The sequence below is a fragment of the Corallococcus sp. AS-1-12 genome (assembly GCF_020036995.1).
Taxonomy (GTDB): domain Bacteria; phylum Myxococcota; class Myxococcia; order Myxococcales; family Myxococcaceae; genus Corallococcus.
This window is the reverse complement of the sequence record NZ_JAIQDD010000098.1, coordinates 1-1082: the sequence shown is the minus strand read 5'-3', so window position 1 is coordinate 1082 and position 1082 is coordinate 1. Positions and strand designations below refer to the sequence as shown.

Genomic DNA, 1082 nt, shown 5'->3' with positions numbered 1-1082 from the left:
GTGCTGTTCGTGGCGAAGGCCTCGTAGAAGGCCACCATCTCCCGGACGAGGACGCCCATGGACCAGCCGTCGGAGACGATGTGATGCATCGTCACCAGCAGCAGGTGGGAGCTCTCGGCAATCCGTACCAAAGTGCTGCGAAGCAGTGGGCCCTTATTGAGGTCGAACGGCCGGCGCGCTTCCTCGTTGGCCAGTCGCCGTGCTTCTTCCTCCCGCAGTGCCTCCGGCTGGGCGGAGAGGTCCACGAGCGGCAGCGCCCAACCGCTGGGCGCGTGGATGGTCTGGATGGGCTGGTCCTGATGCGCGTGGAAGGTGGTGCGCAGGGCATCATGACGGGCGACGAGTGCTTCGAAGGCACGACGCAAGGCTTCGACGTCAACGTGTCCGGAGAGCTGGAGCGCCGTGGGGATGTTGTACGACGCGTCCCCAGGCTGGAGTTGATCCAAGAGCCACAGCCGTTGCTGCGCGAAGGACAGCGGCATCGGACCGTCATTCGAGACGCGCGTGAGCTTCGGGGCCTGAGAGGTCGCGCTTCCGTGCAGTCGCCCGGCGAGTGCCTCCACGGTGGGGGCCTCGAAGAGGGCACGTAGGGGCAGTTCCACGCTGAACTCGGCGCGGATACGCGACACCACCTGGGTGGCCAGCAGTGAGTGGCCCCCCAGTTCGAAGAAGGAGTCCTTCACGCCCACCTGGGGCAGACGCAGGACTTCGGCCCAGATGGAGGCCAGCTTCGCTTCGGCCTCCGTGCGAGGCGCTTCGTAGGTATTGCCGGACTGGGGCGCCTCCGGCTCCGGGAGTGCCTTGCGGTCGACCTTGCCGTTGGAGTTGAGGGGCAGGGCCTCCAGTACCACGAAGGTGGTGGGGACCATGTACTCAGGGAGGCCCTGACGCAGGTGCGTCTTGAGAGCCTCTACCTCCAGTGAAGCATTCGCCTTGGGCGTGACGTAGGCGACGAGGCGCTTGTCAGCGGCTTCGCCCTTGGCGACGACGACGGCGTCCTTGAGGCCCAGGGCACGGCGAAGCGCAGCTTCGATTTCGCCCAGTTCGATGCGGAAGCCACGCACCTTCACCTGGAAGTCGAT

The 1082-nt window shown here is 66.0% G+C and carries 1 protein-coding gene; it reads right to left on the bottom strand.

From position 1 onward, the window contains the following. Nucleotides 1-1082 (bottom strand): condensation domain-containing protein (locus tag K8556_RS38865; protein WP_223745182.1); only part of this gene is annotated, 1082 nt, incomplete at both ends.